Origin of the sequence: Daejeonella sp. JGW-45, from assembly GCF_029360805.1 — a bacterium.
Lineage (GTDB): Bacteria > Bacteroidota > Bacteroidia > Sphingobacteriales > Sphingobacteriaceae > Daejeonella.
Genome location: NZ_JARKNC010000010.1, coordinates 273,980 through 298,644 on the forward strand (window position 1 = coordinate 273,980; position 24,665 = coordinate 298,644).

The following is a 24,665-nucleotide window of genomic DNA, read 5'->3' on the forward strand; positions in this document are numbered from 1 at the left end:
ATTTATTCATGCCGGTACACGGCTTATTTTATTTTTATGTATTTTCAAAGATAATACGCTTGAAATCTATTAATACAGCTTTCGTGTTTGCCTGCATTCTTTTTATATTCTCTCTATTATCAGAGGGATTGTATCAAGGATTTAGTCAATACTTTTTTCGAAGCTATATTATTCTGTGCATTTTAGCTATTGGTTTTTGTATTATGTATTATTATAGCCTTTTTCAGCAGATAGAATATTCCAATTTGCTTAAGGAACCGGCGTTCTGGTTTGCAGCCGGCAGCCTGGCCTATTTTGCAATCGGTACATCAGTAACAGTTTTTTTTGCAGAATTGGTTAGTCTTAAAGTTAAAAACCAGATCCCATTAAGAGGCATTATAATGGGAATTATTAATGTTATTATGTATGGATGTTGGATTAAATCATTTTTATGCCTTCAGAACAAACGGGACTATACACGGCTATCTTATTCTCAGCATTAATATTCCTCTTAATTGTTTTCGGGTTAATTTTTCTTGTGTTAACCTACAACCGCCGCAAAAAAGATCACATCACTGAAAAACAAACCCTACAAAAAGAACACGAAGCCGACCTGTTAAAAACGCAACTCGAAGTCCAGGAGCAAACCATGAAAACCATAGCCGCCGACCTGCATGACAATATTGGCCAGTTATTAAGTCTCACGAGCATTACCTTGGGATCCATTACCGTTACAGATAAGAAAACATCCAGGAAATTAGACGATTCTCAGCAACTTGTACGGCGGTCGATAAAAGAATTAAGGCAGCTGGCAAACCTGCTGCATGGTGAGAAAATAATTGAAACAGGATTAATCGACGCGATAGTCTATGAGACCGAATGGCTAAAGAAGTCTGGCAATTACATTGTAAATTTCGACAATAGCGTTCACGAAGATCCAAGCCCGTCCACTGACAAAGACCTCATACTCTTCAGGCTGTTGCAGGAAGCGATAAACAATATCATAAAACATTCATCAGCGACCGCGATAACAATATCTTTAGCGCACGTACAGGGTGATCTGCTGCTTTCAATTACCGATAACGGGATAGGGTTTATCGCAGAAGAGGTGGAAAAAAACGGAATGGGTTTGTCGAATTTATTAAGAAGGGCGAAAGCAATGCAGGGCGAAATTGATATCATTTCTGCCATTGGCAATGGTACTACGATTGCCATAAAAGTTCCATATCCGTAAGTATGATAGAAAAGATTTCCATTGTGATCGTTGATGACCATACCCTGTTCCGTTCGGGTGTGGCTAACTTACTTTCTGAGTTTGAGGAGATAAATGTGCTATTCCAGGCATCAAGCGGTAAAGACCTTCAGCAAAAACTTTCTGCCGATAATTTGCCAGATATCATATTGATGGATATTACCATGCCCGCAATGGATGGTTACGAGGCCACAAAATGGGTAACTGGTTTATATCCTCAAATCTGCGTGCTGGCTTTAAGCATGTTTGACGATGAAAAATCAATCATCAGTATGCTAAAGGCCGGGGCCTGCGGATACTTGTTAAAGGAATCCGACCCATCCGATCTTCTTGAAGCCATTAAAATTACAAAGGAGAAAGGCTTGTTCATCAACGAAAATGTTTCGGGGAGGATGTTGGTCTCCCTTCGTCATGATTCCAAAGCCGGTGCTGCTAATCTAAAACCCAGCCAAAGGGAAATGGAATTCCTGCAGTACTGCGCCACGGAACTTACCTATAAGGAAATTGCCGATAGAATGAACGTGAGCCCCAGGACGGTTGATAATTATCGGGAATCGCTTTTCAGCAAATTGAATATCAAGTCGAGAACAGGTCTGGTAGTTTACGGAATAAAGAACTCCCTTATCCAAATCTGATTCTAATCAAAAATTACCCAAAGCTGGGTATTGCAGCTTGGTAAGTTTATTCGAATTTTATAATGCGGGTCAGGTTAACTTATTGCCAGCAGGACTGGTTTAAATAAATCTTACCCTTTGTTTTCTGTTAACCTTTATAAAATAGAATCCGGCAAAGGTGAGTTGATTGGTTTATCGCGGGCGGCATTAGAGATAATGCCGCTTTTTTTATAAGATATTTAACTGTATTCCGTTTTCTAAGAAATTTCCCCGTTTCACTATGGGACACGAAATTTTGATTAATTTTAGACCCTAGCTGTTAAATCTTGATCCCAAAAGAGACCGTCGATAAAATCATTGAGGCTTCACGCGTAGAGGAAGTTGTAGGGGATTTTGTGTCGTTGAAAAGACGCGGGACCAGCCTGATCGGGAATTGCCCATTTCATAACGAAAAAACTCCTTCCTTTCACGTTTCGGTTGGTAAAGGGATTTACAAGTGTTTTGGATGCGGAAAAGGCGGCGACTCTGTCCGGTTCATTATGGAGCACGAGAAGGCTACCTATCCGGAAGCCTTAAGGTACCTGGCAAATAAATACAACATTGAGATTGCGGAGGTTGAAAATACCCCGGAAGAGCAAGCGATCAATGATAGGCGGGAAAGCCTCTATATTGTTTCTGCTTTTGCCGCCAAGTTTTTCCAGCAGCAAATGCTGGAAACTGAGGAAGGCCAAAATATCGGCTTAAGCTATTTCAAAGAACGGGGTTTTCGCGAGGATATCATCAGGAAATTTGAATTGGGTTATTCCCCAGACGCCTGGGATGCATTGTCAACAGCCGCAACAGGCGCTGGCTATAATATCCAGTTTCTCGAGGAGACGGGCCTTACCATCCGGAAGGATAATGATAAATTTTACGATCGTTTCAGAGGCCGGGTAATGTTCCCTATCCACGGCTTCACTGGTCGTGTGATCGGCTTTGGGGGGCGTACGTTAAAGACCGATAAAGCGGTTCCGAAATACGTTAACTCGCCCGAGAGCGATATTTACCACAAGTCTAACGTCCTCTATGGTTTATCCTTCGCAAAAAAGGCAATGCGTGACCTGGATAACTGTTATCTTGTCGAGGGCTACGCCGATGTGCTGTCAGTTCATCAGGCGGGTATTGAAAATGTTGTTGCATCTTCGGGAACCTCGCTTACTGTAGAGCAGATTCGCCTGGTAAAACGTTTTACAGAGAATATTACCATCCTATACGATGGAGATGAGGCTGGTATCAAAGCCTCTCTAAGGGGACTGGACATGATCCTTGAAGAAGGTCTGAATGTGAAAATAGTTCTCTTTCCGGATGGAGATGATCCCGACTCATATGTTCAGAAATTCGGCAGCGCCGCGTTCAAAACCCATATAGAACAAAATAAGAAAGACTTTATTCTCTATAAAACCAGTATCCTTTTAAAGGATGCAGGAACTGATCCCATCAAAAGAGCTGGTCTCATAAGGGAAGTTGTAGAAAGTATTGCAAAGATTCCGGACGGGATAAAGGCTTCGGTCTTCGTAAGGGAATGCAGTTCGCTTTTGCAGATTGAAGAGCGGGTACTGATTTCAGAGTTAAATAAGATCAGGCTTAACAAAACTAAAAATTCATATCAGCCTCAGCCTGCTGCGCAAACCCCTCCTGAGCCGGATTTTATTGAAATTCCCGGTTCGGTGTCTGATACCGACGAGGCACAGGAGAAGGAGATCGTGCGTTTGCTGCTTAATTATGGACATGAATTGGTCCATTGGGATGGCATAACCGATACTTATATTGCCCCTTATGTTATAGGGAACCTTGCCGATGTGACGTTCGACAGCGAGCTTTGCAGTCGTGTGATTGATGAATATAAAAAGCAGCTTGAGCAGGGAGAACTTCCCTCCGAGCAGGATTTTATCAAGCATCCTGACCATCGAGTTGCAGATCTGGCTATCTCTATGGTGTCCTCACCGTACATTCTTAGTGAAAACTGGTACGCAAAACGAAAGATCTATGTCAAGAGTGAAAGTGAAAATTTACGATCGACAATTCTTGGAGGCATATTTCATTTAAAAAAGCGCAAGGTTGATCGCATTTTGAAAAAGATACGCGAGGAGATCCAGTCTGAGAGTGATGCAGATAATCAGGCGATACTGATGAAGAAATATTTGCAGGTTAAAGAGGTCGAAAAAGGAATTTCCGCGTTCCTGGGATCAGTCGTCGTCAAGTGATGGCCGCTCATAATGATACCGGCACCAGAGGTGAATTGCTTGCAAGGAAATATCTCGAGGAGAAAGATTACGAGATTCTCGAAGTAAACTGGCGATCCTGGAGAGCTGAAATTGATCTGATCGCATTTAAAGATGAAATCCTGATCTTTGTGGAGGTGAAAACAAGAAGCGGAGATTTTTACGGTCAACCGGAAGACTTCGTAGACTCAGCAAAGCAGTCGCAGCTAACGTTTGCAGCAGAAGAATATATATATAAGATAAATCACAATGATGAGATCAGATTCGACATTATATCGATCCTGTTTGATAAATTTGATAATCATACCATAAATCATATTGAGGATGCTTTTTGGCCGGGATCATAGCATCTGTCTAACTATAATCAAATGCGCTTAAAACTAATTCCACTTTCGCTTATAGCCATTTTAACGCTTTCTTATTGTAAGAACGATAAAAAGATAACAGAGGAGACTTCAGCTTTTGTTAGTCCGCAGGCTGGTAAAACTATAAACCTGGGAGATACTGTTAACCTGCAGGTTAAACTTACTGATAAAGCTGATTCGGTCGTATACTATGCCGACGGAGAGCGCCTGCTAAACGCCGCCGGTGAAAAGGCTGTAAGTATGCAAACCCATGACTTACAGCTTGGTATAAAAGCTATTACTGCCAAGATCTACCGGAATGGTTCTGAGCAGGAAGAAATAAGCACCAATATTGTAGTTAAATCACAGTTGGTACCACAGAAGCTAAACTACACACTCGTTCAGGAATTTAAGCATGATACAAGTTCATATACCCAGGGACTCGAGTTTCACAACGGTTTTTTTTATGAAAGCGACGGGTATGCAGGTGAGTCATCTATACGAAAAGTGGATCCGGCCACCGGCAAAGTAATTCAGCTCACCCCGGTTGATAAGTTTTTTGCTGAGGGTTTGACTATTGTGGGAGATAAGGTCCTGATGCTTACCTACACGGAGAACGTAATGATGGAGTACGACCTTAAAACGTTGAAGCTTCTCCGTCAATGGACACCGCCTTATAACAGGCAGGGCTGGGGCTTATGTAATGACGGTAAGAAAATTTATAATTCAAATGGCTCTAATACGATCTTCATACTGAATAAGGATACGTATATGCAGGAAAGTTATATCGAGGTTTATGATAATAACGGACCCGTGCATGAGCTTAATGAACTGGAATATATCGATGGACGGATCTATGCCAATATTTATGATTCTACGAGGATAGTAATCATAAATCCTGCCAATGGGCAGGTCACGGCCGAATTTGATCTGGCAGACCTATACCCCGACGCCAGCAGGGCGATGAAGGACATCGACGGCTACGTGCTTAACGGGATTGCGTGGGATAGCTCGGACAAACGGTTATTTGTTACCGGAAAGAAATGGGATAAGCTGTTCCAGATAAAGCTAAGCCCTCAAACCTCCACCCTCCACTCCTTATATTGATTGATCAGCCCATTGGTCGAAGAATCATGGGTCGAAACTCGCGAATCATCCTTTAGTTCAGGCAAGATATTACCGGCAAGCTGTTTGCCAAGTTCCACTCCCCACTGGTCAAAACTGAAAACATTCCAGATTATGCCCTGCGTGAATATCTTATGTTCGTAAATCGCGATAAGCAATCCGAGGTTAAACGGAGTGATCTTTTTTATTAAGATCGAGTTGGTAGGCCTGTCACCATCGAAAACCTTAAACGGAGCCAACTCAACGATTTCCCTCGCACCTTTCCCGGCAGATTTAAGTTCAGCTTCCACTTCTGCGCGGGTCTTGCCATTCATAAGAGCTTCTGTCTGTGCAAAGAAATTGGAAAGCAGCAGCTGATGATGGTTTCCAAGAGGGTTGTGACTCTGAGCCGGGGCTATAAAATCACAGGGAATAAGTTTCGTTCCCTGGTGTATCAATTGATAAAATGCATGCTGTCCATTGGTACCGGGTTCGCCCCAGATCACCGGGCCGGTTTGATAGTCGATAACATCGCCATCCCGGTCGGTAGATTTGCCATTGCTTTCCATATCAGCCTGCTGGAAGTATGCTGCAAAACGGTGCATATACTGGTCATAAGGTAAAATAGCATGGCTTTCTGCACCAAAGAAGTTGGTGTACCAGATACCCAATAAGGCTAGTATAATGGGAATATTGCTTTTAAATTCCGTATTCCTGAAGTGCTCATCCGCTTCATGCGCGCCGTCCAAAAGCGCCCGGAAGTTCTTAAACCCTATTCCGCAAGCAATGCTCAACCCTATGGCGCTCCAGAGTGAATATCTGCCGCCAACCCAATCCCAGAACTCAAACATATTTGTAGTGTCTATTCCGAATTCTGAAACTCCTTTCTCATTTGTTGAAATAGCCACGAAATGCTTCGATACCGCCTCTTTAGATCCGCTACTCCTTGTGAACCAATCGCGGGCAGTATAAGCATTTGCCATGGTTTCCTGAGTAGTAAATGTCTTGGATGCAATCAGGAACAAGGTCGTTTCAGGATCAACATCCTTAAGCGTTTCAGCAATATGGCTGCCGTCAACGTTTGAAACGAAATGCAGCCGGATATGATTGCGGTAGGGCTTTAAAGCTTCGGTGACCATAACCGGGCCCAGATCAGAGCCGCCAATACCGATATTGACAATATGTTGTATAGCCTTTCCACTGTAGCCTTTCCATTCGCCGCTGATCACTTTGTCTGAAAAGGATTCCATCTTATCCAGGACACCGTGTATATCTTCCAGGATATCCCTACCCTCCAGTACAAAACCTTTGCGGGCCGGAAATCTCAAAGCCGTGTGAAGAACAGCCCTGTCTTCGTTCTCATTGATCTTCTCTCCGGCAAACATGGCGTCTATCGATTCCCTGAGGCCGCATTCCACAGCAAGGTCTATCAATAATTGCATGGTATCTTCTGTTATCCTGTTTTTCGAATAATCAAGAAGTATCTCACCGAACCTGACGGAAAATTTCCTGAACCTTTCCTCATCCCGGAACATGTCCTTCAGATGCACCTTCCTGACATGTTCGTAGTGAGATGTTAATGCCTTAAAGGCTTTTGCGGATGTGAAGTTTTGACGTGGCAGCATATTGAGTTATACGTTTTACGTTGTAAGTTTTACGTTCTGGACCCAGAGAGCTTAATACTTAACGTGATATTACGAAATCCGGTGCAATTAATTGTAAAATTAGATGTATATCCATTAATTTGGATTTATTCCAAGCCAATCAAGTAGAAAGCGAACGTTGTGTTATGCTATCGGGCGGGAGCACAGTTATCGAATTATTAACTCGATGTTCCGGTATGGATTTGATGATTCGCTGATTAAAAATTTAGTGAAAATACCGATGGTATTAGCAGAAATTTAATGCCGGACTACCCTATGGAATTAGAGGAAAAATCCGACTCTCGGTATGTGCTGAATCAATAATCTTCAGCATCCTCGAGCTTACTTCCGGGTGCTGCTTAGCGATATTGTTTTTCTCCTGTGGATCTTTGCTCAGATCATAGAGTTCTAATGCCCGTTTTGCCGGATCTTTTACATTCAAGTAAACCGCCTTCCAGTTTCCCTGGCGCACTGCCTGCCTTCCGCCTAATTCATGGAATTCCCAATATAAATATTCGTGCTGCTGCTGCTCGGTTGTGCCAAGCAGTTCCGGTAGAATAGAGATGCCATCTATGTTCTTAGAACCTGCAGTGCCGCTAAGTTGCGTCAGGGTTGGATAGATATCCCAAAAGGCTCCGGTAAAGCTGCTGGTTGAACCGGCCTTTATCTTTCCGGGCCAGCTGGCAATAAAAGGTACCCGTATGCCGCCTTCGTACAAATCGCGTTTGGTTCCCCTGAATCCACCCGAGCTGTTAAAGAATTCCGGATCGGCGCCGCCTTCCTTATGAGGGCCGTTATCGCTCGTGAAAATGACCAGTGTGTTTTGGTCGAGCTTCAATCGTTTCAGCGTGCTCATCACCTGCCCGACATAGATGTCCAAACGGGTAACCATTGCAGCAAATGTAGCGTGAGGCTTATCCTGAGAGGTATAACCAATGGGAGTAGCGCTCTCTCCATAATCATCTCCTTTAAAGGGAGTCTCGGGGAATTTTCCGTCAAAACGGGCGAAGATATTATCTTTAGGAACTTCCAGCTCAGCATGCGGAAGAGTGTAAGGTAAGAAGAGAAAGAACGGTTCATCTTTATGCTCTTCAATAAATGACAGTGCCTTTTCCTGTATCAGCCCGGGGGCATAAACTGCTTTTGTCTTCAGGTCATCTTTTCCGTTGATAATTACCCGGGTCCTATTATCCCACAGGTGCCCGGGATAATAACGGTGTGATTCGCGCTGGCAGTTATACCCATAAAAGCTGTCGAATCCCTGGTTCAAAGGGTCGCCTTCTGTACCCACAAACCCCAGGCCCCATTTGCCAAAAGCCGCCGTGGTATATCCTGTACTTTTTAATACTTCGGCAATTGTATGTACAGAATCAGGAATCGGTTGCTGGCCTTCCGGATAAACTTCCTTGTTTCCGCGTATATAGGTGTGGCCGGTATGCTGGCCCGACATCAGCGAAGACCTTGAGGGTGCGCAGACACTCGTGCCTGAATAGAACTGAGTAAACCGCATACCCCGGGCAGCCAGGCGATCTATATTTGGTGTCTTGAATTTTTTCTGGCCGTAACTGCTCAGGTCGCCGTAGCCAAGATCATCAGCCACGATCAGGATAATGTTGGGTTTATCAGTCTTCTGGCCAAAAACCGATATGGCTAATGAGCAAAAACAAATGAGAGTGGTTATGATCTTTTTCATGCCTTATGGACGATCTGGAAATGAATCTCCTTTTTTAATAGCACAGCCTTTATAGATCTTCCCATTAAAGTTTACCTCGGCAGAGTAATTATATTGGCGGTCTGACATGCCATCGCTGCATTTCTCTTCCCGAATTAGAACGATAAGCTTATCGTTTGCCGGGTTCGTAGCTTCGTAGCGATGTACACCCTCTTTAATAAGGGCTGGCGAATAGATAAACTCGTGTACTTTCTCAACTCCCACATCTTTAAGTACTATCCGCTGCTCCCCGGGAATAATATCAACCGACCAGAACGGCTCATTTCCCAGGATAATAAATTCATAATTATAGCATTCTGTGCGGAAGTTCTTAGCCTCCACCTTGATGATATCGGTTACTATAAGTACATTTTCATACCCGGAAGCATACCCCAGTTTTGATTTCCCCGCCAGGTAACCTTTCACTTCAGCATAAACACTTTCATAAGGATAGGATGGAAAGCGGTGGGTCTTTTCGTAGTGGTCACGCAGACTTGCGAGACTATCGTTTACCCAGTATACCTTTTCAGGGCTCCCGCAATGCCGGAATGTATTTATTTCGTTGCCAAAAGTATAAAGGCCTTTAAAAATCGTGGGCACTGTGTCTGCCTGAGTCTCGTCTTTAACTACGGTTTTAACCGAATCAGCTGTATGGGTCTGTTTATCCGGGGTATTGCAGGCTTGTAGTATAAATGCGGCGCAGAATAAAAGGATGGAAGTTTTCATAGCTTATGATTTAACTCGCTTAAAGATGCGATTTTTTCTATTTTTGTATCATGACCAAAGAAAACATTACGGATTTAAGAGACAGGATAACGTCTCTGAGGAGGCATCTTTGACATCGACAGGAAGTTAGATGATCTCAGGAACGAGCAGGATATAGCACTCCGGCCTGATTTCTGGGACGACCCGAAAGAAGCTGAAAAAGCACTGCACTCAATAAATACTAAAAAGAAGTGGACCGACGAATTCGAGGAGGCAGAGGCATCTGTCGAAGACGCTGCCGTTATGCTCGAATTTTTCCAGTCGGGCGATGCCACAGAAACAGATCTGAAAGAACAGTACGAAACTTCCCTTGCTAAGGTCGAGGAGCTGGAGTTTAAGAATATGCTCAGCTCTGAAGAAGACCAGTTAAATGCCGTTATGCAGATCACGGCTGGTGCCGGCGGGACAGAGAGCTGCGACTGGGCTTCCATGCTCCTGCGGATGTATATCATGTGGGGAGAAAAGCACGGCTTTAAAATAACAGAGCAGGATTACCAGGAAGGCGATGTTGCCGGAATCAAAACCGTCACCATTCAACTGGAAGGCAGCTTCGCCTATGGTTACCTGAAAGGAGAGAATGGTGTGCACCGTCTGGTAAGGATCTCACCGTTCGATTCAAATGCCAAACGCCATACCTCGTTCGCATCTGTGTACGTCTACCCGCTGGTTGATGACACCATTGAGATTGACGTTAATCCATCTGATATTGAATTCGAGACTTTCCGTTCGGGCGGTGCCGGCGGACAAAATGTAAATAAGGTTGAAACAGCCGTACGGCTTTATCACAAGCCCTCAGGAATTATTATCAAGAACCAGGAATCGCGCTCGCAGTTGCAAAACAAAGAGAATGCAATACGTTTATTGAAATCACAGCTTTATGAGATAGAAATGCGGAAACGCCGGGAAGCCTCTGCAAGCATTGAAGGAAGCAAGAAGAAGATCGAATGGGGATCTCAGATCCGCAACTATGTGCTGCATCCTTACAAGCTGGTAAAAGACCTCCGGACTAACTATGAAACCTCCAACGCTCAGGCTGTACTCGATGGTGACCTGGATGAGTTCCTTAAGTCTTATTTGATGGAGTTTTAGAATGGAGTAAGGAGCAAGGAGCAAAGAGCAAAGAACAAAGAGCAAAGAGCAAAGAACAAGGAGCAAAAATTTATTAATAACGTTAGTCCTTCATCTTTAATCTTTGCTCCTTTATCTACTCCGGTTCCGGAAATATCCTAAGCAGCTCCTGTAATTCCTCTACTTTATCTAAAGCTGAAAGCTTTTCATAGGCACTGATCAGATTCCGCAGTACGCGCTGAATAATGTCGACATTGGTACAAGGTTCATAAAAATGCTGGTTGGCTTTCAGGTTGAGTTGTTTTAAAAAAGCATCCACATCTTTACGGCCGAATATAAAGCCCTTATTAAAAGCGTTGATATAAAACAGGATACGGTCTTCGAATTCTTCCTTCTGCACTTCGATGCTTTCCGACGGGCTTTCATCTACATAGGCAAGTATAAAATGCTGCGGCAGGTTAACGCCGTATATGGGAATATCAAGCTTTTGTGCAATGATGGAATAGATCACCGCCAACAAGATCTGATTCCCTTTCCTGCTTTCCAGTACCTGGCTTAGATAAGAGTTTTGCGGATCCTGGTGGTTCGTGGTGTTACCGGTAAAGCCGTGGATACTATAGAGCACATGGTTAATTAGCTTTACTTTTTCAACCGCACTCATCTCGTAGACCATTTGCATCCAGATATCGCGTTTAATATCCTCTAACTGGTTGACAACTTTCTGCTCATCCAGGTCGGGATATTGGTATTTGTTAACTATCAGTATGCCCTGCAAAAGATCGAAAGCGCCTCCAATATACCATAGCTCAAGCTCTCGTTTTACATTCAGGAACTGGATCTTGTGAACCAGGTTTTCTATCCGTTCCTGCAGCACCGTGTCAAGCGATTGCGCCCATGCACTTTCGAGCTGTTCAATCACATCATTCCCGTATGATAACAGCTTTTGCTCTACATGATTCGCAATCTCCAGGTCCGGATCATCCAGTAACTTGATCAGCGATTCTATTTCTTTATCGTTCATGGCGTGGCCTAAATTAAAAAAAAATGTTGCATGGAGGCGAGAAGTGAGATACCAGACGTTTATCGTTATATCAAAGCGGTTTATTCTCACATCTCACTTCTCGTTTCCCGCTTCTCGTTTCTCGCTTCTCCTCACTATCTTTGCCTTATGATAAACCTGCGGTTAGCAGCCGATTATTTAAAACATCGCTTGACATCCAAAACCCGTCACGGTGTGCATTCGCCCTTCGCATACCATCTGGTTGATAAAGTTATTTACGACTTTCATGCCAAACCGGATTACTTCACTATCGAAGAATTGAGGACTGAACTGCTTACCGATGCACGGACTATCAACATCACAGACCTCGGTGCAGGTTCTCATGTCAACAATAATAAACAAAAACAAGTAAGAACGCTGGCCAAAAATGCACTCAAACCTGCGCGGCTTGCCCAGCTCATACACCGGCTTGCGGTTAATGCAAACCCCGGCAACATAATCGAGCTCGGAACCTGCCTGGGAATAACCACAGCCTATTTAGCAACCGCAGCACCTGACGCCCAGGTGATAAGCATTGAGGGCTGTCCCGAAACAGCTGCGATCGCTGAAGACAACCTTTCCAGGCTCGGAATAAAAAATACCGGTCTTCTGGTAGGCAATTTCGACCAGGTCTTGCCCGGCGTCGTAGAGATGCTGCCGAAGCTGGACTTCGTCTTTATTGATGGCAATCATCGGAAACAAGCTACACTGGATTATTTTCACTGGTGCCTGCCCAAGCTTAGCGATAATTCCATAATGATATTTGACGATATCTATTGGAGCCGGGGAATGAAAGAAGCCTGGGAAGAGATCAAAGCCCACCCGGAGGTGACAGTTACTATCGATCTTTTTTGGATCGGGTTGGTGTTTGTCAGGAAGGGACAGGCGAAGGAGGACTTTCGGATTAAATTTTAGAACTGAAAGCTGAAAACTGAAAGATGAGAACTGAAAACTGAAAACTGAAGTGCGGCGTCTAGAAATTTTCAGTTTTCAGTTTTCACCTTTCAGCTATCTAACATACGCCTGCCCATACAACGCCCTGCCGCTTTTTGTTCCCAAATGCTTCTCGTTCTCAACAACCAGCTCGCCATTTACAAGCACATATTTAAATCCTTGTGAGTAAGCGTGCGGTTGTTCGAATGTAGAGAGGTCCTTCACTTCCGCTTCGCTGAATACAACAATGTCGGCTGCATAGTTAGGAAGAAGGAAACCGCGGTCGCTAAGGCCGAATTTCTGTGCCGGGAGGGACGTCATCCTGCGGATAGCATCTTCGAGCGAGATGACCTTTTCTTCGCGGACATATTTTCCCAGCACGCGGGAGTTGGTACCATAGCCGCGGGGATGCGGCATGCCCTGGCCAAATACCCTTATCCCCGCATCGGCAGCGAACATGCTAAAAGGATATTTCATGATGTATTTCACATCTTCCTCGTTCATGCTGTTATAAATCATTTGCGCACCGCCGGCAGCTACCATATCCATAATGGTCTCTGCTTCATTCGCTGCGTTCGACTTCTTGCCCAGCAGTTTATTTATTTCGGTAATATTTTTACCGTTATAGGTTGTGTCGGCGGAGTAGTTAGCCACCACCGCATAGGAATAATTTGGGAAAGCATAGTCTTTTAACTGCTGCAGCATTTCTTTCTTGATCCTCGAGCGGGTTTTCGGATCAGCTAAACGTATCTTCATCGAATCATTACCCCCCTGGAAGGTCCAGTCAGGCAGGCGGATGCCCAGGTTAGTACTGCTGGCCGTGTATGGATACTGGTCTATAGTTACTTCCCAGCCATCCAATCTCGCTTTTTTGATAAGGTCTACCGTTTCATTCGATCTGCCCCAGTTCGATTTACCGCCTACCTTAAAGTGCGAGATCTGAACAGGGATATTAGCTTCCTTGCCAATGTTTATCGCTTCGTTTATAGCATCTGCAACGTTGTTCTCTTCATCACGAATGTGAGAGGCATAAACACCGTTATATTTAGCGGCCGCTTTCGCGAGGCTGACTACTTCCTCGGTCTTTGCAAAGGTGCCCGGTATGTAGATCAGGCCGGTTGACAGCCCGACAGCGCCCTCTCTCATGGCCTTAGCCACCAGTTCATCCATTTGCTTTTGCTCTTCGGCACTTGGCGCGCGGTTGGCGCGCTGTAGCACCTGAGAACGCACAGTATTGTGGCCTATCAGCGAGGCAATATTAATTGAAGGGCGAATACTGTCCACCAAACGAAGGTAACTACCGATATTATCATCAGATCCGCCGCAATTACCCGTAATTACTGTGGTTACACCGTCCAGAATATAGTTATCTGCCGTCGGGGTTCTTACCACCCCCCCCTCTATATGTCCATGCACATCAATAAACCCTGGCGCTACGATCAAGCCTTTTGCATCAATGTCCCTGGCTGTTCTGAGGTTGCCGAGGTAGCCCACCTTAAGGATCTTTCCGTCTTTAATCGCTACATCTCCGTAAAACCAGGAGTTGCCGGTTCCGTCAAGGACTTTCCCGTTCCGGATAATTACATCCGCTATGGTTTGTGCGGTTTGTGCGTTTGAAACGAGAATGCTTCCTAACAAATAGGCAGATAATAAGATTTTTTTCATGATTAATACAATTACGGGCTTTGAGCTGTCAGGTATCAGCTTACCATTCAAATATATAATTTAAGTTTTGATTCAATCAGTGCAGAAGTTCGTGTTATATCGGCCCCAGACCTGATACCTCAAACCTGATACCTCATAGCTAATCTTGGATCGCCCCGTACGCCAGCGCCCTGAACTTTTCAATCACTTCATTGTGCGTTCTTGCCTGCATCTGGCGGTAGATCAGGAGCACCATTTTTTCCTTGGGATCAACCCAATACGATGTTCCGAAAGCACCGCCCCAGCCGAAGGTGCCAACCTGTGCAGGCGCGCGCCCGCTGCTTTTTTCGGTAACGATCTGGAAGCCCAACCCGAACTTATCATCATTGCTGATGCTCACTTCTCCAACCTGGTTTACTGTCATCATTCTTACGGTATTGCGTGCCAATATTCTTTTGCCATTATATTCACCGTTGTTTAGCAGCATTTGCAGAAATATGGCGTAATCATAAATGGTAGAGCTTAAGCCTGCGCCTCCGGAAAAGTAGGTCGTTTTCTCAAGCGGATAGGCTGGGGTGACTGGTCCATTAAGCATCTGAGCACTCGCCTTGACTAGAGTACCATCCGGCTTTTCCGTATAAAGATTCACCAGCCTGGCTGCTTTGGCCTGGGGTAAATTAAAATAAGTGTCCTTCATTCCCAGGGGTTCGAAGATCCGGGTGCGGAAAAACTCGTCGAGGCTAAGACCTGATACCACTTCCACTAACGCACCTAAGACGTCAGTATTCAATCCGTAGGTAAATCTTTCACCCGGCTGATGCATCAGCGGTAGCTTGCCGAGCCGTGACATCGCATCCTGCAGGCTGGCGTCACGCATACCGATCCCCGCAGTGAGATTGCTTTTTGCATAAATGGCATTTGCTTCTCTCGAACCGATCTGAGCATAACCGATGCCGGAAGTATGTGTCAGCAAATCTTTAATGGTGACTTCCCGCTTCGCCGGTTCTGTAGTATAAGTTGTGTCGGCGGGATTAAATTTCACCAATACTGACTGCCCCTTAAATGAAGGGATATATAATGAAACAGGATCACTAAGAAGTAATTTTCCTTCATCGAAAAGCATCATGATAGCTACGCTGGTGATAGCCTTGGTCTGCGAGGCGATCCTGAAGATGCCATCCCTGGGCATGGGCGTTTTTGTGCCCAGGTCATTATAACCTGCCGCCTTATAATAGGCCACTTTACCGTTGCGTACGATCAATGCCGATGCGCCATTCAGGTAGCCCTTGTCTACCCACTCGTTCATTGCCGCATCAATGCGTTTCAGACGTTCTGACGAGAAGCCTGCAGCTTCAGCTGTCGATGTTGTAATGACCTGGCCAAAAGCGCTAAGCGCTCCGGCAACCACAAATAAGATCGATAATATATTTCTTTTCATAACAGTATTTTATTTTGCTTTTTGGTTTGCCTTTATTTTCTGTACTCTTTATTCACACGCCTTTCTTTTTTTAAAACTCCGGCAGAGTTTATCACTTTGCCGTTCTCACAAAATCCACGGCCGGATCCCCAAAGGGCCGGGTACTTATCTTATCGATATCTCCCCTGTTATTCGTATTAAAACTGATCCTCATATCTGGGAAACCCTTGCCTTCGTCCATGGTAATGAACTGATCATAATGCCAATGATTGAGCACCGCAGTGAGGTCACGGTATTTAAGGGTTAGAGAATTGTTTTGGATGCCGATGGTTATATCACCATAAACCGGATGTCTGAAAGTTCCGGCATAGGCCTGTATCTGGTGGGATGGATTCGTATTTTCGACACGCGAGGCGTTTATAGAATCAATCTGCTTCTTGCTTCTTTCCTGTCCGTCCAGATAATCCTTGCGGTATCTGCCGCTCCAGTCTGTCGGCTCCCGCCCAAGCAGGATATCGATCACCGGCAGGTTCATCACCGAACGAAGCGAGCCTGCCGCGGTTGAATTATGTACCATGAAAATTGCCAGGCTGTCTTGCGGAAGATAGGTCAGGTTGGAATAGAAGCCGTCGATAGAGCCGGTATGACTCACCATCTTCGTGCCTTTATACATCTGAACGATCCTGCCGAGGGCATAGATGGAGTTTGACAGCTCATTGTAACGGCCTCGTTTGTCTGACAGGTTTTGCGGGATCATAGTTTCCGCAATAGCCCTTGCCGGGATAACCTGCCTGCCGTTAAATCTTCCGCTGTTCACCAGGGCTATCATCCAGTTGCCCATATCTTTCATGTTTGAATATATGGTTCCTGCAGGTCCCAGGGTTTCCGATTGTGAACTGAAGGTGCGCGTAACCAGGTCTCCCTGTTCATTATCAAAATAGGACTGCGAATGCTCAGCCGGCCGTTTACCTTCGCCAGCGAAGCCGCTGGCGTTCATGCCAAGCGGTTTGAAGATCCTCTCGCGTACGTTGTCCTCCCATGACTTGCCGGTTACCCGTTCTATCACCAAACCAGAGGTAGTGAACATCATATTATTATAGATATAACCTTCCCGGTAGCCCAGCGATGGCTTCATATGGGCGATCTTAGCAAGGGCTTCTGTTCTTTTGAAAGGTGAATTTACCCATATACCATCATATCCCGGAAGCCCGGTGCGGTGGCTCAGCATATCCCTGAGCGTTACCCGCGACGTCAGTTCTTCATTATAAAAATTGATCTCCGGAATGTAGTTTCGTATAGGTTTGTCCAGGCTTACTGTCCCTTCAACTGCCAGCTGGGCCGCCAGGGTTGCCGTGAAAAGCTTGGTGTTAGAGGCAATAGGAAATATGGTTGTTTCGGTTGCGGGCAATTTTTTTTCGATATCCCTTAAACCATAACCTTTGCTGTAGATGAGCTTGTCTTTGTATACAATGGCGATGCCCATTCCGGGAATGTTCCATTGCTGAAGCAGGCCGTTTGCATAAGCATCGAGGGCGCCGTATTTAGCGGTATAGTCTGTGCTTTGCGCAGTTACACACAGGGGGAACAGCAATAGTAAAAGTAGTCTTTTCATATCTGGTTATAGGTTGTGAGTCTGGCTCATTTGATCAGCTCTGCGGGTGTAGTGGGATTGCTTAATAGCTTCTCGAACATATTCCACCGCCTGGAAGAGGCTTCCTTTATGTTCCCGGTCGCGGGCATACCGGCTGTTTCACCAGCCTGGATTAACTGCTCCTGCAGTCCATGCTCGATATACCGTTCAACCGCATCCTGTCCGTAATTGTAATTGATGACATAGCTGCGGTATTTCTTCACAAAGCCTACCGACTTCAAAGCGGTTTCCTCATTGTAAAGACAGTATTTCTGTAACCAGTCGACAGCTTGCTTCTCAGTCATCGTCTTATTGACCAGCCCGCGGGCCGCTTCATTTCTTGCATAATTGAGCTTTCCGCGGATAGCCAGAGCTTTGAAGTACAAACCAATATGCGTAGTGTCCAACCCCGCCAGCGGCAGGATAATGTCCCTGGAGAAACGGATCTTTTCATCGCCCGGGAACACTAATTCTATCCCGTAGTTAGCGCTGCCCTCGGCAATGAAAGATTGCGGGCTAAACAAGGGGTATAAGGAAATTTCAACCCAGCCTTTATCGCGGTAGAGGTTTTTTTCCAGCAGCATATTGTATACATGGTGCCCCGGATAGCTTTCATGGCTTCCCACATCAATGGCACGCTCAATAAATATCCGGGTGTCGGTGTTTATCTGGATCTCGCTGGTGTAATTGCCTTTGTACCAGTTATACCCGCTCCATGGCTTACCGGTCACGTAGCCCAGGGTAAAAGTCTCTCCGGCGGGCAGGTCGTAATGGGCTACTGTTCTTTTTCTTGCCTCCGCGATGGTAGCTTTGAACACCGTATCGAGCTTGTCTTTGGGGATGATGAACCGCTTGGCCAGTACCTGGAAACGATCCTGAACATTGCCGCTGCCCGGGAGAATGCGGTCGAGCGAGTCAATCAAGCGCTGGTAGTGGTTTGCCGGATATTCAGGAGCCTTGACGCCGAAAAGATCTTTAGATTCATCATCGAAAGTACCGGTCTCACCTGTAAAGATCTTTACCCGGCGCCCGAAAGCGGTTAATTGCCCGGCCATCCAGTTTGCCCTTTGTGAATTCGTGTCCGAACTGCTTCCTGACAGACCGGCCAGCTCCTCCTGCATGGCAGCAATCGTGCTGAGAATACTGTCTTTAGGAAAAACGGCGGGCTTTGTTTTGGGCTTCAATGAGTCGGGACCGTAATATGCATCCACAAAGTCGGTATCATACTGGCCAATGAATAGTCCCAGCCGGACATATCTTTCGGCGAGAGCATTCAGTTCCTGGTCTTTATCCGGATGCATTTCCGAACATGACCAGATAAGCCCTGCTGTAAAGAATAGCAAGTATTTTAATCTGTTCATTGCGATAACTTTCTAAATGCTGTTAAATCACATGCAAAATAGTAAAATTACCCTTTGTACATTAAAACGATTCCCCCAAACTTAAATAAAATCCTTTCTGTCTTTCTTCACCCGGTCTTTTCTCGCCGAAGGCGTAATCCATCCTTACACTAAGGCCTTTCTCGATGTCAAAGAAATACCTGAAACCGCCGCCCAAACTTGGTTTAAGATCTCCGACCCGGAAATTGCCCTTGCCGTAAACTGTACCTGTGCCGGCAAAGCCTACGAATCCGAACCGCGGATTCAGCCTCAGCCGGAGTTCGGCCTGCAGCGCCAAAAGATTCTCATCGCGGTAACGCCCGGTATAATAGCCGCGCATCATTTCATCGTTGCCCATCTGCGGCAAAAGGTAAAAGGGCGTACCGCCATTTCCTATCGTCTGATACAGGCCGTTAACACCGAGCACCAGCTTTTTGCTGAAGCTTTTAAAGCTGCGGAGGTCGGCTTTGAACATGCCGCCGTCGAAGTTATCGCCGCCAAACAGACCGGGGGCGTAGGAGTAATTTAGTTTAAGGTATGAGCCGCTGGTGGTATAAGTGTTAGAATTCCGGTTATCGATAATTTGCGAGACCCCTATAAATAGCACCTTCCCGCCATCGCGGTCCACGATAGAGGGATCGTTGGTATAGATTCCCCCGGCTGCCTTATCTATAAAACGGTAGCTTTCAAAACTTGCGTTGATGCCCGTATAGGTGATCTTGCCAAAGCGTTTCTCTGCTCCTGAATTTATTCTGAATAGTTTTTGTGTGATGCGGTCTTCATTTGCCTGGAAGGTACTGTTACCGGTACCATAGAAGTTGAAGGGGAAATTCTTATATCTCAGCTCGGAAGTGTAATGGTAGTTATTCCCCGGCGACCAGATGTCGCTTTTAAGCTGAAAGTTGCTTTGGCTTTTAGTGGTAAATGTAGCTACGCCCGTGAGCCGCGAGGCACGTGTGACGGTGTCGGTGCGGTCTGTATAAAAGGAGTATAAACTCACGGCACCAAACTCGACTCCTGTTTCCTGTGCATATCCCAGGACGGGAAGTGCGAGAAAACTGCTGGAACGGGTTGTATCGGCGCTGTTAGAGAATAGTTTCCTGATCAGTTTCTTTTGTGCGAACAAGGGCTTACTCGCCACAGATGTAATTAATAGTAAAAAGATGGGCAGTAAAATACGTTTTTTCATGACGGGCAAAGATAGGGTTTAGTTGAAACCCGATAGCTATCGGGTTGAAAGTTGAAAGTGGAAAGTTGAGAGTTGAAAGTGGCTGGGTGGAGGGCCGTATTGCTATTCCGTCCAAATTTAAGCACAATGCTAATTTTTCACTAACTTAAAGCTGGTGCATTACAGTCAGGTTTCAAATCCCCAATGGTAATCGCTTCAGAAAAAGATGATCATGACCGGCCAGTCGCAGGTAACTCCGGTCTGGTTCCCACACAGCAAAAGAATACTAACGAACCATTATAAACAATCAAAATCAAATCCTATGGAAAAATTAAATCTAAAGATCACCGCATTAGTCATCATCCCCGCAGCATTCTGTCATAAAGATGGAATTACTGTACCACACCATTAACGAAATTATCAATTTTCACCTTCAAATTAAAGAAAATGGAAATCTTCAAGTTCGGAGAAAATCTCCGCCGTAAGCGTCTGCTGGCAGGCATCAGCCAGGAAGCCGTCGCGCTCAAAATGAATATCTCACAAACCAAATATTCCCGCATCGAAAGAGGCAGATTGTTGCCGGATGATGAGTTCATCGCCCGGCTGGCGGAGTTTCTCGGGGTTCCGGTAACCGAACTGAAGCCCAAAGGCTGGAATCACGCTAAAAAGATAAAGCTGGTATCCTCACTAACCTATCCCGGCAGGATTGCCTACCGTGTTTTGCTTGCCGGAGCAGCCTGGGATATGGCCAGGGGCTTTTGGGATGGGGCAGAAATCGGATCTATTTTTACCAAAATCGCCCTGACTGTTTGTATAGCAATGGCCGCCCTGGTATTTTGGTATTACACGGAATATATTAGGGATGAGGAGTAGAGGGCAGGTTCGACCCTGAAAGGGTCATATGTCATAGAAAATCATCCTTTCCGTTTTCCCGACCCCGAAGGTTGGTCGTATGTGACAACTGGATCATATCATTAAATCCATTGAAACATATTCATCCTTAAATTCAATATCAAAGCTATTTAAAGGAATCCGGTGTATGGGAATTAGTTGACGGGTTGACTATTGAAGCAGGTTTATAACTCTCGGCACACATGCGACCGCCTTCGGGGTCGGAAAAAATCCTTGAATTATTTCTATAAATATTTGACCCCTCCGGGGTCATGGCTGCTTCGGGCAGCTCACAGCCTGCTCCCAAATCCCCCCCGCTGCCCTTGTCATCCCCTCGAAGGCGGGGACCTCAAGCACGTCTTCCTCCTAAGTCTTACATTACCTCGTCATCCTGCCAAACCGGCCCTCCACATCTCCTAGCTCCCTTCGACCCTGAAAGGGTCATATGTTATAGAAAATCATCCTTTCCGTTTTCCCGACCCCGAAGGTGGTCGTATGTGACAACTGGATCATATCATTAAATCCATTGAAACAAATATTCATCCTTAAATTCAATATCAAAGCTATTTAAAGGAATCCGGCGTATGGGAATTAGTTGACGGGTTGACTATTGAAGCAGGTTTATAACTCTCGGCACACATGCGACCACCTTCGGGGTCATGGCTGCTTCGGGCAGCTCACAGCCTGCTCCCAATCCCCCGCTGCCCTTGTCATCCCTGCGAAAGCAGGGACCTCAAGCACGTCTTCCTCCTAAGTCTTACATTACCTCGTCATCCTGCCAAACCGGCCCTCCACATCCCCCAGCTCCCTTCGACCCTGAAAGGGTCATATGTTATAGAAAATCATCCTTTCCGTTTTCCCGACCCCGAAGGTGGTCGTATGTGACAACTGGATCATATCATAAAATCCATTGAAACATATTCATCCTTAAATTCAATATCAAAGCTATTTAAAGGAATCCGGTGTATGGGAATTAGTTGACGGGTTGACTATTGAAGCAGGTTTATAACTCTCGGCACACATGCGACCACCTTCGGGGTCGGAAAAGATCCTTGAATTATTTCTATAAACATTTGACCCCTCCGGGGTCATGGCTGCTTCGGGCAGCTCACAGCCTGCTCCCAAATCCCCCCGCTGCCCTTGTCATCCCCTCGAAGGCGGGGACCTCAAGCACCTTTTCCTCCCGGTCTTATATGATATTTTTACATGCGACCGCCTTCGGGGTCGGAAAAAATCCTTGAATTATTTCTATAAACATTTGACCCCCTCCGGGGTCATGGAAGCGAAATCGTTTGTGATAAGTACCTCATAATGAGCGCTTAGTCATTTTAAGTTACCCTCCCAAATAACTTAGTCACTCATCTGACTAACTTAGTCACTAAAAAACTAGAGTTTTTCCAGGCGTTCCAACACATTTGTGCATTCAAATTTTCCAAAGTGGAAGAGAAGCGCATCATACAAATTCTGGAACAGATGGAGACCAATCAACAGGTCATCATAAGTCTTCTGCGCGAGAAGAATTTTGAGGCGCCATTTGATCCTGAGATGTGGAAAGACAACCTCGTAGTGCAGAAAATATTAGGTGTCAGTAAATCAACCCTGCTACGGATCCGCGACCCGGAAAATTTTATCTATCAGCAACGCGGGAAACGCACCTATTACTATTTAGGGAGCATTTTCCCAAGCCGCGATGCGTATTTGAAATAGTGCCTGTTTTCGATTTGGCTGACTTCAAAATTGGGACCAGCATCTCCGAAATATTTCTAAACCACCTTCTAGTGTTCTCCTTCGTACCTTCTTTGTCTATTATTGCCCTGGCGCTAGCTAAAATGGGGTTGGAGACGAACAAAAGACGAAGAAGGTACAAACAAAACCCCTTTTTTAGACTATTATTAATTTTAGTTCATAAACGGCCAGACAACCACGCTTGTTCCAGTTTTCGGTCCACTATGCCTATTCCGTCAAGAAGCCCTTTCCGGTTTCCTGCCTCCGTTTCCGACCCCTGACTTCCGACCCCCGACCTCAAGTGTCTCATACCGTTTCATACCGATTCAATTCGTGTCAATTCGTTCCAAAATTTCAAGTCCCCGACACTTCTCCCCACGTTTGTGCTGTACATGTACAACAGTATATTTTTTTTAAACCCTTTAAAATTTGAAACAATGGGAAAATACAATAAAGGAATACTTGGAGCCTTTTCCGGCAAGGTCGGAACTGTAGTTGGAAGCTCCTGGAATGGGATCGATTACATGCGGAGTTTGCCAAGGCCTACAACCAAGGCTCCATCAGATCTGCAGCTCATCCACCGGTCGAAGTTTGGCCTTGTTAACGGCTTTCTTGGCCCTGTAAGCAATCTCGTGAACCTGGGTTATAAGAGCCTGGCCACGAAAAAGACTGGTTACAATGTGGCCATAGCCGAGATGATGTCTGATGCCATTACCGGCATATACCCTGACTTTGAGATCGACTATACCAAGATCTTCTTTAGCAAGGGGAGCCTAACCGGTGTATATGGCGTTCTCGCCACTTCAACCACCCCGGGTGAGATTGACATCGCCTGGGCAGACAATTCTGATTCGGGAACGGCCAAGGCAACTGACAAAGCTGTGGTCCTGATTTACAATCCGGCAAAGTCAGCTTTTGTCTATAACCTGGAGAACGGGGCGCTAAGACCTGCAGTGATGGATACAATCATCCTTCCTGCAGAGTTCTCAGGCGACACAGTTCAGGTTTGGATCGCGTTTATGACACCTGATAAGAAAACCTTTTCTACCAGCATTCATGCGGGCGAGATTGTGGTTGCTTAATTAATAATTACCGGCAGGGTGAAGAGCCCTGCTTTTTTAAACTTTAAACTTAAAAAAATGGAACTCATTCAAAAATATTTTCTTCCCGCACACTTTCCCATGAGAAAGGAGCTTGCGGCTATTATTGTGATCATCCTGATCTTTTTGCTTTATCCTTACTTCATCCGTCAGATCGATATAACGGCGGCAGCGATCGATCCCGGGGTCTACAGCGCGGTGATCCTGGCGGTCTCAGCCCTGCTGATCTTCAAAGCCGCCACCTGGTGGATCATCAAAGCTATCTGGCCGGTATTTGCGAGCTATTCAGAACATCACTTCGAAGCGAACTTCAGATCGCTTACTGCAGGTCAGAAAGTAGTGATCTATCTGGGATTTTATTTGGTGATACTATTTGGATTTATTGAGGTGCTGGAGGCGGTGGTGTAGGGAAACGGGAAGCGAGAAACGAGAAATGAGAAATGGGAAGCGGGAAACGAGAAAAGGATTTCCACAAGGCGTAAAGGGCATTCTTCCCCGATTTAGTCGGGGATCTCGTCAACGACACGCGGCTGCCGCCGCAGTGTTGGCTGGGACATTAAGCTCTACAAACAGAAATTACAGCTATGCCGGAGCTTTGATTTCCGATACATTGAAATACCTCGGCGGGCATATGCTGCGCATGCCCATGAGGAGACCCCTGATCAAGTCAGGGGAGAATACCCCCGCCACCTACGATTAAACGTTGCGAGTGCAGCGCGGTGAGACTCTTCCCCGATTTAGTCGGGGATCTCGTCAACGACACGCGGCTGCCGCCGCAGTGTTGGCTGGGACATTTAGCTCTGCAAACAAAAATTACAGCTATGCTGGAGCTTTGATTTCGGATCATTGAAATACCTCGGCGGGCATATGCTGCGCATGCCCATGAGGAGACCGCTGATCAAGTCAGGGGAGAATACCCCCGCCACCTACGATTAAACGTTGCGAGTGCAGCGCGGTGAGACTCTTCCCCGATTTAGTCGGGGATCTCGTCAACGACA

At 45.7% G+C, this 24,665-nt stretch carries 20 protein-coding genes; 11 read left to right on the plus strand and 9 right to left on the minus strand.

Annotated elements, in window-relative coordinates; genetic code table 11:
* The first annotated feature begins 430 nt into the window (after positions 1 to 430).
* The 5 genes from P2W76_RS14785 (at position 431) to P2W76_RS14805 (ending at position 5,557) form a co-directional block, all read left to right on the plus strand.
* Entirely contained in the window at positions 431 to 1,213 is a 783-nt protein-coding gene (locus P2W76_RS14785; protein WP_276348653.1) for an ATP-binding protein, read from the plus strand.
* A gap of 2 nt (positions 1,214 to 1,215) precedes the next feature.
* Positions 1,216 to 1,866, plus strand: a complete 651-nt coding sequence (locus P2W76_RS14790) for a response regulator transcription factor (protein WP_276348654.1) — start codon at positions 1,216 to 1,218, stop codon at positions 1,864 to 1,866.
* A 305-nt stretch (positions 1,867 to 2,171) separates the two neighbouring features.
* Positions 2,172 to 4,088 carry a DNA primase gene (gene dnaG / locus P2W76_RS14795; protein WP_276348656.1) on the plus strand — a complete coding sequence of 639 codons (1,917 nt, stop codon included), beginning with the start codon at positions 2,172 to 2,174 and terminating at the stop codon, positions 4,086 to 4,088.
* Complete coding sequence (locus P2W76_RS14800) at positions 4,088 to 4,453, plus strand: YraN family protein (protein WP_276348657.1); 366 nt, start codon at positions 4,088 to 4,090, stop codon at positions 4,451 to 4,453. Before dnaG ends, P2W76_RS14800 begins: the two co-directional genes overlap by 1 nt.
* A 21-nt stretch (positions 4,454 to 4,474) precedes the next feature.
* Positions 4,475 to 5,557 (plus strand): glutaminyl-peptide cyclotransferase, encoded by a 1,083-nt coding sequence (locus P2W76_RS14805; protein WP_276348659.1) that lies wholly within the window; start codon positions 4,475 to 4,477, stop codon positions 5,555 to 5,557.
* On the opposite strand, the gene pgi is transcribed toward P2W76_RS14805, so the two are convergent.
* The 3 genes from pgi to P2W76_RS14820 form a co-directional block, all read right to left on the minus strand.
* Positions 5,527 to 7,179: a glucose-6-phosphate isomerase gene (pgi, locus tag P2W76_RS14810; protein ID WP_276348661.1), complete on the minus strand. Its 1,653-nt coding sequence runs from the start codon at positions 7,177 to 7,179 to the stop codon at positions 5,527 to 5,529. The two genes, P2W76_RS14805 and pgi, sit on opposite strands and share 31 nt — an antisense overlap.
* Before the next feature lie 292 nt (positions 7,180 to 7,471).
* Positions 7,472 to 8,890: an arylsulfatase gene (locus P2W76_RS14815; RefSeq protein ID WP_276348662.1), complete on the minus strand. Its 1,419-nt coding sequence runs from the start codon at positions 8,888 to 8,890 to the stop codon at positions 7,472 to 7,474.
* 3 nt (positions 8,891 to 8,893) lie between these two features.
* Positions 8,894 to 9,634, minus strand: a complete 741-nt coding sequence (locus P2W76_RS14820) for a hypothetical protein (protein ID WP_276348664.1) — start codon at positions 9,632 to 9,634, stop codon at positions 8,894 to 8,896.
* Positions 9,635 to 9,684: 50 nt separating this feature from the next.
* On the opposite strand from P2W76_RS14820, the gene prfB reads away from it, so the two are divergent.
* A protein-coding gene (prfB, locus tag P2W76_RS14825) for a peptide chain release factor 2 (RefSeq protein ID WP_276348666.1) occupies positions 9,685 to 10,762 on the plus strand; the annotation gives its coding sequence in 2 pieces (ribosomal slippage) (positions 9,685 to 9,744 and positions 9,746 to 10,762; 1,077 coding nt in all).
* A gap of 115 nt (positions 10,763 to 10,877) precedes the next feature.
* Here prfB and P2W76_RS14830 read toward each other — a convergent pair.
* Positions 10,878 to 11,762: a transglutaminase-like domain-containing protein gene (locus P2W76_RS14830; protein ID WP_276348668.1), complete on the minus strand. Its 885-nt coding sequence runs from the start codon at positions 11,760 to 11,762 to the stop codon at positions 10,878 to 10,880.
* A gap of 147 nt (positions 11,763 to 11,909) precedes the next feature.
* Between P2W76_RS14830 and P2W76_RS14835 the strand changes: the two genes are divergently transcribed.
* Positions 11,910 to 12,695, plus strand: a complete 786-nt coding sequence (locus tag P2W76_RS14835) for a class I SAM-dependent methyltransferase (protein WP_276349278.1) — start codon at positions 11,910 to 11,912, stop codon at positions 12,693 to 12,695.
* A 93-nt stretch (positions 12,696 to 12,788) separates the two neighbouring features.
* On the opposite strand, the gene P2W76_RS14840 is transcribed toward P2W76_RS14835, so the two are convergent.
* The 5 genes from P2W76_RS14840 to P2W76_RS14860 all read right to left on the minus strand — a co-directional run bounded on the left by P2W76_RS14840 (position 12,789) and on the right by P2W76_RS14860 (position 19,972).
* Entirely contained in the window at positions 12,789 to 14,378 is a 1,590-nt protein-coding gene (locus tag P2W76_RS14840; RefSeq protein ID WP_276348670.1) for a D-aminoacylase, read from the minus strand.
* A gap of 139 nt (positions 14,379 to 14,517) precedes the next feature.
* On the minus strand, positions 14,518 to 15,795 hold the full coding sequence (locus P2W76_RS14845; protein WP_276348671.1) for a serine hydrolase domain-containing protein: 1,278 nt from the start codon (positions 15,793 to 15,795) through the stop codon (positions 14,518 to 14,520).
* A 91-nt stretch (positions 15,796 to 15,886) separates the two neighbouring features.
* Positions 15,887 to 17,386: a serine hydrolase gene (locus P2W76_RS14850; protein ID WP_276348672.1), complete on the minus strand. Its 1,500-nt coding sequence runs from the start codon at positions 17,384 to 17,386 to the stop codon at positions 15,887 to 15,889.
* A 26-nt stretch (positions 17,387 to 17,412) separates the two neighbouring features.
* Positions 17,413 to 18,765 carry a hypothetical protein gene (locus P2W76_RS14855; protein WP_276348674.1) on the minus strand — a complete coding sequence of 451 codons (1,353 nt, stop codon included), beginning with the start codon at positions 18,763 to 18,765 and terminating at the stop codon, positions 17,413 to 17,415.
* A gap of 61 nt (positions 18,766 to 18,826) precedes the next feature.
* Positions 18,827 to 19,972 carry a BamA/TamA family outer membrane protein gene (locus P2W76_RS14860; RefSeq protein ID WP_276348676.1) on the minus strand — a complete coding sequence of 382 codons (1,146 nt, stop codon included), beginning with the start codon at positions 19,970 to 19,972 and terminating at the stop codon, positions 18,827 to 18,829.
* Between the two features lie 426 nt (positions 19,973 to 20,398).
* Here P2W76_RS14860 and P2W76_RS14865 point away from each other — a divergent pair, with 426 nt between their 5' ends.
* The 4 genes from P2W76_RS14865 to P2W76_RS14880 all read left to right on the plus strand — a co-directional run bounded on the left by P2W76_RS14865 (position 20,399) and on the right by P2W76_RS14880 (position 24,075).
* Positions 20,399 to 20,824, plus strand: coding sequence for a helix-turn-helix transcriptional regulator (locus tag P2W76_RS14865; RefSeq protein ID WP_276348678.1), 426 nt, complete (start codon positions 20,399 to 20,401; stop codon positions 20,822 to 20,824).
* 1,455 nt (positions 20,825 to 22,279) lie between these two features.
* The gene (locus tag P2W76_RS14870; RefSeq protein ID WP_276348680.1) at positions 22,280 to 22,549 is read left to right on the plus strand and encodes a hypothetical protein; all 270 of its coding nucleotides are present in this window, start codon (positions 22,280 to 22,282) and stop codon (positions 22,547 to 22,549) included.
* A 455-nt stretch (positions 22,550 to 23,004) separates the two neighbouring features.
* On the plus strand, positions 23,005 to 23,649 hold the full coding sequence (locus tag P2W76_RS14875) for a DUF6266 family protein (protein WP_276348681.1): 645 nt from the start codon (positions 23,005 to 23,007) through the stop codon (positions 23,647 to 23,649).
* Between the two features lie 57 nt (positions 23,650 to 23,706).
* A complete protein-coding gene (locus P2W76_RS14880) occupies positions 23,707 to 24,075 on the plus strand; it encodes a hypothetical protein (RefSeq protein ID WP_276348683.1) in 369 nt (122 codons plus the stop codon).
* Positions 24,076 to 24,665: the final 590 nt, after the last annotated feature.

Coding starts and splice junctions, on each gene's coding strand:
- P2W76_RS14785 (WP_276348653.1), top strand. CDS start 431: ATGCCTTCAGAACAAACGGGACTATACACGGCTATCTTATTCTCAGCA.
- P2W76_RS14790 (WP_276348654.1), top strand. CDS start 1,216: ATGATAGAAAAGATTTCCATTGTGATCGTTGATGACCATACCCTGTTC.
- P2W76_RS14800 (WP_276348657.1), top strand. CDS start 4,088: ATGGCCGCTCATAATGATACCGGCACCAGAGGTGAATTGCTTGCAAGG.
- P2W76_RS14805 (WP_276348659.1), top strand. CDS start 4,475: ATGCGCTTAAAACTAATTCCACTTTCGCTTATAGCCATTTTAACGCTT.
- pgi (WP_276348661.1), bottom strand. CDS start 7,179: ATGCTGCCACGTCAAAACTTCACATCCGCAAAAGCCTTTAAGGCATTA.
- P2W76_RS14815 (WP_276348662.1), bottom strand. CDS start 8,890: ATGAAAAAGATCATAACCACTCTCATTTGTTTTTGCTCATTAGCCATA.
- P2W76_RS14820 (WP_276348664.1), bottom strand. CDS start 9,634: ATGAAAACTTCCATCCTTTTATTCTGCGCCGCATTTATACTACAAGCC.
- P2W76_RS14830 (WP_276348668.1), bottom strand. CDS start 11,762: ATGAACGATAAAGAAATAGAATCGCTGATCAAGTTACTGGATGATCCG.
- P2W76_RS14835 (WP_276349278.1), top strand. CDS start 11,910: ATGATAAACCTGCGGTTAGCAGCCGATTATTTAAAACATCGCTTGACA.
- P2W76_RS14840 (WP_276348670.1), bottom strand. CDS start 14,378: ATGAAAAAAATCTTATTATCTGCCTATTTGTTAGGAAGCATTCTCGTT.
- P2W76_RS14845 (WP_276348671.1), bottom strand. CDS start 15,795: ATGAAAAGAAATATATTATCGATCTTATTTGTGGTTGCCGGAGCGCTT.
- P2W76_RS14850 (WP_276348672.1), bottom strand. CDS start 17,386: ATGAAAAGACTACTTTTACTATTGCTGTTCCCCCTGTGTGTAACTGCG.
- P2W76_RS14855 (WP_276348674.1), bottom strand. CDS start 18,765: ATGAACAGATTAAAATACTTGCTATTCTTTACAGCAGGGCTTATCTGG.
- P2W76_RS14860 (WP_276348676.1), bottom strand. CDS start 19,972: ATGAAAAAACGTATTTTACTGCCCATCTTTTTACTATTAATTACATCT.
- P2W76_RS14865 (WP_276348678.1), top strand. CDS start 20,399: ATGGAAATCTTCAAGTTCGGAGAAAATCTCCGCCGTAAGCGTCTGCTG.
- P2W76_RS14875 (WP_276348681.1), top strand. CDS start 23,005: ATGGGAAAATACAATAAAGGAATACTTGGAGCCTTTTCCGGCAAGGTC.
- P2W76_RS14880 (WP_276348683.1), top strand. CDS start 23,707: ATGGAACTCATTCAAAAATATTTTCTTCCCGCACACTTTCCCATGAGA.